Here is a 7602-nt window from a genome sequence, read left to right as displayed (position 1 = left end):
CGCCGACCGGATTACCTACCCAACGTTGCTTGATACGGCACTAGGTACCCGATGCGGTCGTGGCGGTGCCGCCGTCGACCGGGACGATGGTGCCCGTCAGGTAAGACCCGGCCCGGCTAGCGAGGAACACGGCGATGCCTGCCATGTCGTCGTCGCGGCCGAGCCGGCGCAAAGGGGCCTTCGCCGCGATCGTGTCGCCGATGGCGTCGATCGTTGCCGCCATCATCTGCGACGGGAACACTCCTGGGGCCACCGCGTTCACCGTGACGTGCTGGGGGCCCAGTTCCCTCGCAAGCACCCTGGTGAGTTGATGGAGTGCCGCTTTGCTGCTGGCGTACGAGTAGTTGGGCGCTTCGGCGACGTGGATGGCGGCGATACTGCCGATGTTGATGATCCGCGCGGGATCATCGGTGGTGCCCGCCCTGCGCAGTGCGGGCAGCAGCGCCTGCACCAGCCAGAACGGCGACTTGAGGTTGAGGTCGATCACTGCGTCCCAGGCCTCGGCCGGGAACGTCTCCAGCGGCTCGCGCCACATCGCTCCCGCGTTGTTGACGAGGATGTCCAGGCGTTCCGAGTCGGCCTTGACAAGATCAGCGAGGCGCTGACACTCGTCGTACCTGGACAGGTCCGCGGGGATTGCTTGAACGTCGCCGAATTCGGACAGTAGACGCTGTGCCTCCGCGCACGCGTCCGCCTTGCGTGAGCTGACGACGACGCGGGCGCCCGCCTGCAGAAGACCGCGCGCGATCATCATCCCAATGCCCCTGGTGCCGCCCGTGACAAGTGCGTACTTCCCACTCAGGTCGAAAAGTGCTGAGTGAGTGGTGAAATGGTTGTCCGCCATTGGTCCTCGTCCGTTCTGTCGTGGAAGCAGGTGCTGACACGGTCACGCGTCCAGTGCAACTGAATTGAACTGATGGGAGGTAAAGCCGCGTGTCCATGGAGCGTTGTCGGCGCTTTCGTTCAGGGGATTCTCGGGCGTCCGCCTTGCGCGCCTCCTGCGGGATCCCTTACTTCTCCTCCGGGTAACTGGAGCAGACTTCAAACAGATTGACAGGCGTCCTGGACGTCTGGGAGACCCTGGCGATACAGGTACTGTGCGAGCCCCCTTGCCTGGCGCGCCGGCTCACGCCGCCACAATCCCCTCCCGCACAGTCATTTTCCTGATTGCTTTGGTCTGTATTGCGACCCGGCATCGTCGTCGTGAATCGAGGCTCGGGCCAATGTCGGGCCTGCGTGAACGCAGGTTGCGTGTCAGCTCCGCTAGCTGGAATGGAGTAGCAGTAGGACAGCGTTTAGCGTCAGACTCGCAGTTCAGGGTGGATAGCGGCTACCTACTGGTTGTCAGCGGAAGATCTTGCCGAAAGGCGCCGGTGTTGACGGTCGTCGCCAGGTCGAGCATCGCGTCGAGACCGCCCTCGTCACCGACGAATAGCCTGCGCGCTCGGGCAGGGCTCTGATCCCTGGTTACGTGCCAGACTGGTTCCTTATGGTAAAGAACCGGCTACGGAGAGGTCGTGCGAGTGAACGCGGACGAGGACACGAGAGGGCCAGTGTGGCTGCTCGACCAGCTGATCGACGCCCCCCGGGAGATACGCCTGTACCCAGTCAAGAACCACCACGTCAGAACAGATCGCGATGCCAACTAACGCCTGTCGTCACAGGAATCCGGTGCCAAGAAGTGCTCGAAGTGGAGAAGTCCTGCGTGGACCTCGGGCGCCTACTCTCGAGGGCGGCCACGCCGCGCGGTTGGCGGAGATCTCACTTGGCGGTGTCGCCACGCGTTCCGGTCTCGGCTTCGGCGACTTCCGCGGCCTGTTCGTCGTCCATCGCGCGGGTGTCGCGCGGCGGGAGGAACGGTTCGTCCTCGGCCGGTCGTCCGGCCGCCTGTTCCTTGCCCCGCGCGAGTTCCGCGTCGAGTTCGGCACCGAGCAGGACCGCGATGTTCGAGATCCACAGCCAGACCAGGAACACGATCACCCCGGCGAGGGAGCCATAGATCTTGTTGTACGAAGCGAAGTTGCTCACGTAGACGGCGAATCCGGCGGTCGCGGCGATCCACAACGTCACGGCGACCAGACCGCCCGGTGTCATCCAGCGGAACCGGGGTTGCCGCACATTCGGACTCGCCCAGTAGAGCACCGCGAACGCCAGGACCGCCAGCGCCGCGATCACGGGCCATTTCGCGATGTCCCAGACCAGAACACCGGTCGCACCCAGTCCGACGAGATCGCCGAGCGACCGGGCGACATCGCCTGTCGCGACGATCCCGATCGCGCAAAGGGCGAGGATGACGAGCAGAGCGAGGGTGAGACCGAGCCGCAACGGCCAGGTCTTCCAGATCGGACGGCCTTCGGGCATGGAGTAGATGACGTTGGAAGCGCGCATGAACGCGCCGATGTAGCCCGAAGACGACCACAACGCGGTTAGTACACCGAAAATCGCCGCGGCACCGGCCAGTCCGCTCGACCGGGACAGTTCCTCGATCGCGCCGATCAGGATCTCACGGCCCTGACCCGGCACGATCCGACCCGCGTTGTCGATCAGGGCCTGGGTGGCCGACGGCCCGAGCAGGCCGAGGATGGCGGTCAGCACCAGCAGACCGGGGAACAGCGACAGCACACCGTAGTAGGTGAGCGCGGCCGCCCAGTCCAACTGGTTGTCGCGGTTGAACTGGACGACCGTCCGCTTGAGGACCGCCCACCACGATCGCCGCGGCAGGTCGGTCGGGCCGTCGGGCTCGGTGGAATGCTTCGAGGTAGCCAAGTTGACCTCCTGGTGGGGACTACTCCGGCATACCCCGCAACACCGGGGAGAAAACCGTGGAGAGGCCGGCCGATCACCGGTGACTGTTCGGCCGGCCCTTCCCGCGGGTGTCAGGCGACGTCGTACCGGTCGCGGCCCCAACTCGCAACCGAAGTCATGGGTTGTTCATGCTGCTACGCGGCTGGCCGGGCCGAACGCCGCGGCCGGTGGTCCAGCCGTCCCAGGCGACCATCGGCTGAGGGTGTCGACGGGGTGGGCGAGGTTGCAGACCATCGCACGACCGTAAAACCGCACCCCCGGCGGTGACCGACCATGTTCACCCGACGAAGAAACCGTGCCTGCCGGCCAGAGGCCGCAAGGGCGATTCCCCGGGGGCGAGCAGGCCGCCGACCTGGAGTTGTTGAACGTCTGGCGAGCGAACCGGCTGAGCCTGCACTTCGAGCAAGCGCACATCGATACCTCGACGCTCGGGTGCCCTTCGCGATCGTCGGCACGACCGGGAGGAATCAAGACGGCAGCCGCGAACGCCACCATTGCGCTGTGCCCGGACCTGCCCAGGTGACCGCTCCGATCCCACCTCGACGCCAGGTTTCGCACCGTGCGATCACCACGTCATGCCTCTCATCGTTGCCTTCGGTACCGACGTATCACCGAAATCCAGTAGTGACTGCTGCTCAGGAGAAGCCAAGCGCCGAGTCCTACATTGAACCAGTTGTTCCAGCGCATCGGCCCCTCATCAGTGACGCCCAGGACGATCCAGAAGATCCCGATGACGTCCCAAAGCAGGGCGAGCCCCATCGCTGCCTTCAGCGGGATCCTCGTCTCGCCGAATCTCCAGGTCGTTGACGCCATGTCATCCCCCTCATTGTTGGAAACCCGCATACTTTCGCCGCCGCAGCGCTCCCGCTCCTCAAGGCTCGCGCGCCGGATGCCGCCTTAGTTAGCGATGCCGAGGGTGTTGCCCTCGGACTGTAGCTCCTCGTCCGCGGGTGCCGACGAGGTTCAGGCTGACAGTGCGTCTTCGAACGGGAAGGTCGTCAGCTGCTCTCCTCCGCCGGGTTGGATCAGGTACGGGTTTTCCAGTTTGACACCTTCTGTACCGTCGTCAGCGGTCACATAGCTTTCCACACAAATGATCATTCCGGTTTCGAGTGTGCCGTCGTAGGACGGTGTCCGCGCTTCATATGCAGGCGGAACCTGTGGATACTCGACCGACATCCCCACACCGTGCACATAGCCGAAACTGTGCTCGCGATAGCCTTCGGGTGGCAGCCAGGCCCGATCACGGAATTCCCGGAAAGTCAGCCCGGCGCGCAACAGAGCGGCGTTGTGCTCCAATTGTTCGCGAGCGAGAGCGTAGAGGGTTCGTTGCGTTCCACTTCGCCGTCCGCCACCGGCGAGAAAGGTCCGGGACACGTCGGCGTTGTAGCCGAACGGGCCGATCATGTCGGTGTCCAAGCACACCAGATCTCCTGTTTCGACCTCACGAGGACCGGCTTCCTGATACCACGGCCTGGTCCTCGGCCCCGAGTTCAGCAACCGCGTCTCGATCCATTCCCCACCTTGTTCGGCGTTCACGCGGTTGAGGATGGCCCAGAGTTCGTTCTCGCTCCTACCAGGACGTGAACTTGCCTCAGCCACTTCAGCGAGGGCATTTTCTGCCACCTCCAACGATTTGCGCATGCACGCGACCTCTTCGCTGGACTTGATCATCCGAGCGCGCTCCAGCACACTCTGGCCGTACCGCACCTCGACGCCGGCCTCCTGCAACGCGGACAGCTCCGGCACACTGGTCCGGTCGATCGCCAGCGGGCCTTGTCCGTCCACCAGGTCGGCGATCTCGGCGGCCCAGTCTCTGGCCCGTTCGACCACCTCAGGACCACCTGATATGTGGTTGACCGCGACCGCCTCCCGCACCTCTCCGATGGTGTCCAACGCCTCGCTGAGGTGGCCGGCATCGCGGTATTCGAACAGGATCGTGGACCCGCTGGCGGGCACATAGAGATATCGGCTCGGGAAGTGCATGGTCCACAGCTGCATGTTTCGCGCGTCAGTGGCGTATCGGATGTTGACCGGGTCGTTGAGCACGGCCCCCGCGTAGCCCGCCTCACTCAGCGACTGCTGAACGCGCTTCAATCGGTACGCCCGCATCCGAGCCAGCTCGGCAACCCCGGGTGACGTCGATTCAGCCTTCTCGATCCGGGCCATCCCTGTCCTCTCGTCCGAGGGCCCAAACAGCCCTGGTGACCGACGAAATCCGATCATCCGACGCATACCCCGTTCGGCCGCCATCGATGCACGCGCGCGGGACCGTCCGGCCTGCCTCGGTGTCGGCTCCGACTCGGCGGCCCCGCCCTTACCCCAGAGGTAATCGACAGGGTGCTATCGCCGCGAAGCGCGGCCACCGCTGCTTAGGCTTCCCCGAGGAACTGCAGGACGTTCGGTGCGACTCCCGGTTATGGAAGTGCACCTGATGACCGACATGATGTCCGGCGTGGAGAACGCTGAGGACTCGAAGCCCAAGACCGGTTTGGACGGCCTGGACGACCAGCTCGTCGAGCAGCTGCTGAGCCGTGCCCGGGCTGATTGTTGCGGCAGCTGACCAAGCGGTTGCCGGAGTCCGCACTGGACGGCGAGATCACCGATCATCTGGGCTATGACGGGCACGACCCGGTTGGCCGCAGGACGGACAACTCAAGCAACGACAAAGAAAATCTCGATCCGCGAGGCAGGAGAGCAAAAACTGCATGTCAGCGAGGACACGGCGCAGATCGAGCGCGGCGCCGCTCGCCACACCCGACCAGTGATTCACCGCGAACACCTCGTCTGCCGGAGAATCGGGCGGACCTTCCGACGACAGAACCCGACGGGGTTGCCATGCCCCGGAGTCAGGTCACGAGGCCGCGGCGGAAGCCGTGGGCGACAGCTTGGGCGCGGTCGTGAACGCCGAGCTTGCCGAACAAACGGCGGGCGTGGGTCTTGACGGTGTCCTCGGCCAGATACAGCTCGCGGCCGATCGCGCCGTTGCTCTTTCCCTGACTCATCCCGTGCAGGACCTGCAGCTCACGTTCGGTCAGCTCGACACGCGCCGCGGACGGCTGACGCGGGATAGGCACGGTGACGTCGGCCAGGGTGGTGGCAAGCGCCGCGATGACTTCCGGACGGGAGGCGTTCCAGCGCAGATAGCCACGAGCGCCACTGGCGATCGCGATAGCGATCGTCGGCGTGTCGTCCGGCGCGCCGAACACGATCACGTTCGCCCGCGGGTTGACCGCGATGAGCCTCCGGGCCGCCTCGACACCACCGGGTACGGCTCGCTGAGTACCGATCAAAACCAGGTCGACCGGCTCACGGGCATACCTGGCCCGCAACTCCTCACTCCGTGCGACGTTATCGATGCGGCTGATGCCCGGGACGGCTGCCATCAACCTTGTCAGCCCTTCGCGGACACTGCGCCGGTCGTCACAGATCAAGACCGTCGTCACCGGATCTCCCTCCGCGCTCACGGTGGAACGGCAGCAGCGCCGTGAGACCTGGCCCGCACCCCACGACGGGACGTCGGCGTGGCGATACCGCTGCCCGCTCCCTCCGAAGGAGACTAGCGTACAGAGAGTTACCGCCCGGTACGGACGCGTTATTCGCGACAGCCGGGCCCGGAACGGTGGCCGAGGACTGGATCTCGCGGGTATACGGTGGCCCGTCGACCGGGGGCGTGCCCACCAGCCACCGCAGCGACGAGACCCCTGCCGTTGAGGAGGTCGGGGTGGACTTCCTCAGCGCGGCCGTGGCTATCTCGCCCGCCGCGCCCCGGTCGGGACACTCGGCTCCCCGGCACGAGGGACTCACCGGCTTCACGCTTCGATGCCCTGCCGTTCGAGATCGGCCGCGATGCCGTCCAGGACACCCGCAAGGCCGGCCGCGAACAGGGTGTCGAGATCCCAGGGGTCGGCGCCCGCGCGCATCGCGGGGGCAAGCCGCGGGTACGCGCCGGGATCGAAGACCCGGCGGTGTTCATCGTCGCGGCCGTGCCCCGTCTGCGGCCTGACGCGTCCCGCCTCCACGTCGCTGACGTAGGTCAAGGCCACACCTTGCACGTAGGAGGCGAACGTGAACATGTACCGGAAGGCGTCGGCGGGTTCGAGACCGAGTCCGTCGAAGGCGGAAAAGGCACTCTCACTGTCGGCCGCGAGTGCCGGGCTGGAGTGCGTGCGGGTCGTCACGAGGATTTTCGACAGGATCCAGGGGTGGCGGTGATAGAGCTCCCAATCGCGATAGGCGGCTCGTTCGAGGCCGTGCCGCCAGTCACGCGGCGGCGCATCGGGCAGTGGGATGTCGGTCAACGCGGCCTCCACCATCAAAGCCACCAGTTCGTCCTTGGAGGCCACGTGCCGGTACAGGGCCATGGTGCTCGCTCCGAGACCAGTGGCGACCCGGCGCATCGACAGCGCGTCCAGCCCTTCAGCGTCCGCAACCTCGATCCCCGACCGTACGATGCGCTCGATCGTGAGGTGTGGTGCGGTGCCGCCCTCCTCCGGTACGCCGACCGGCTCTTCCGTCCTCCGCGCCCGATAGGCCCGTGCCTGGCAGGCGCGGGAACAGTAGCGCCGCGGACGCCCCCGTTCCGTGGACTCCAGTGCCCTTCCGCAGGACGCACAGGCCGACGACACTGACATCACGCTCCCTTATCGTCACACCTCGGAGTTTGTGACGAAATTCTATCCCACATCCATCGCCTCACCCTGAGCAGGGGACTTTCGCGCGAATAATTTGCTTGCGGCCATCCTTGTCCGCATGTGTATCTTGTACGCGTTCATGCGTATTAAGTACGCACGGTGT

5 protein-coding genes and 1 pseudogene are annotated in these 7602 nt (G+C 65.4%); 1 reads left to right on the top strand and 5 read right to left on the bottom strand.

What is annotated here, in order from left to right; genetic code table 11:
• Positions 1-40 precede the first annotated feature (40 nt).
• The 3 genes from BS329_RS37130 to BS329_RS37115 all read right to left on the bottom strand — a co-directional run bounded on the left by BS329_RS37130 (position 41) and on the right by BS329_RS37115 (position 4974).
• A complete protein-coding gene (locus BS329_RS37130) occupies positions 41-844 on the bottom strand; it encodes an SDR family oxidoreductase (protein WP_076167683.1) in 804 nt (267 codons plus the stop codon).
• A gap of 917 nt (positions 845-1761) precedes the next feature.
• The gene (locus BS329_RS37125) at positions 1762-2766 is read right to left on the bottom strand and encodes a YihY/virulence factor BrkB family protein (RefSeq protein WP_076167681.1); all 1005 of its coding nucleotides are present in this window, start codon (positions 2764-2766) and stop codon (positions 1762-1764) included.
• Positions 2767-3768: 1002 nt separating this feature from the next.
• Positions 3769-4974, bottom strand: a complete 1206-nt coding sequence (locus tag BS329_RS37115; RefSeq protein ID WP_158075871.1) for a M24 family metallopeptidase — start codon at positions 4972-4974, stop codon at positions 3769-3771.
• A 265-nt stretch (positions 4975-5239) separates the two neighbouring features.
• Here BS329_RS37115 and BS329_RS45605 point away from each other — a divergent pair.
• Positions 5240-5443, top strand: a pseudogene (locus tag BS329_RS45605) (IS256 family transposase); the annotation flags it as partial.
• Positions 5444-5654: 211 nt separating this feature from the next.
• Here the strand turns inward: BS329_RS45605 and BS329_RS37110 are convergent.
• Both BS329_RS37110 and BS329_RS37105 read right to left on the bottom strand, forming a co-directional pair.
• Positions 5655-6251 carry a response regulator transcription factor gene (locus BS329_RS37110; RefSeq protein WP_076167678.1) on the bottom strand — a complete coding sequence of 199 codons (597 nt, stop codon included), beginning with the start codon at positions 6249-6251 and terminating at the stop codon, positions 5655-5657.
• Between the two features lie 366 nt (positions 6252-6617).
• Positions 6618-7439, bottom strand: coding sequence for a TetR/AcrR family transcriptional regulator C-terminal domain-containing protein (locus tag BS329_RS37105; protein ID WP_076167676.1), 822 nt, complete (start codon positions 7437-7439; stop codon positions 6618-6620).
• Positions 7440-7602 lie beyond the last annotated feature (163 nt).

The organism is Amycolatopsis coloradensis (genome assembly GCF_001953865.1).
Taxonomy (GTDB): Bacteria; Actinomycetota; Actinomycetes; order Mycobacteriales; family Pseudonocardiaceae; genus Amycolatopsis; species Amycolatopsis coloradensis.
This window is presented reverse-complemented; position numbering and strand designations above follow the sequence as displayed.

What these genes read in the sequence shown, in the direction of transcription:
- BS329_RS37130 (WP_076167683.1), bottom strand. Translation starts at nt 844, where the DNA reads ATGGCGGACAACCATTTCACCACTCACTCAGCACTTTTCGACCTGAGT.
- BS329_RS37115 (WP_158075871.1), bottom strand. Translation starts at nt 4,974, where the DNA reads ATGGCCCGGATCGAGAAGGCTGAATCGACGTCACCCGGGGTTGCCGAG.
- BS329_RS37105 (WP_076167676.1), bottom strand. Translation starts at nt 7,439, where the DNA reads ATGTCAGTGTCGTCGGCCTGTGCGTCCTGCGGAAGGGCACTGGAGTCC.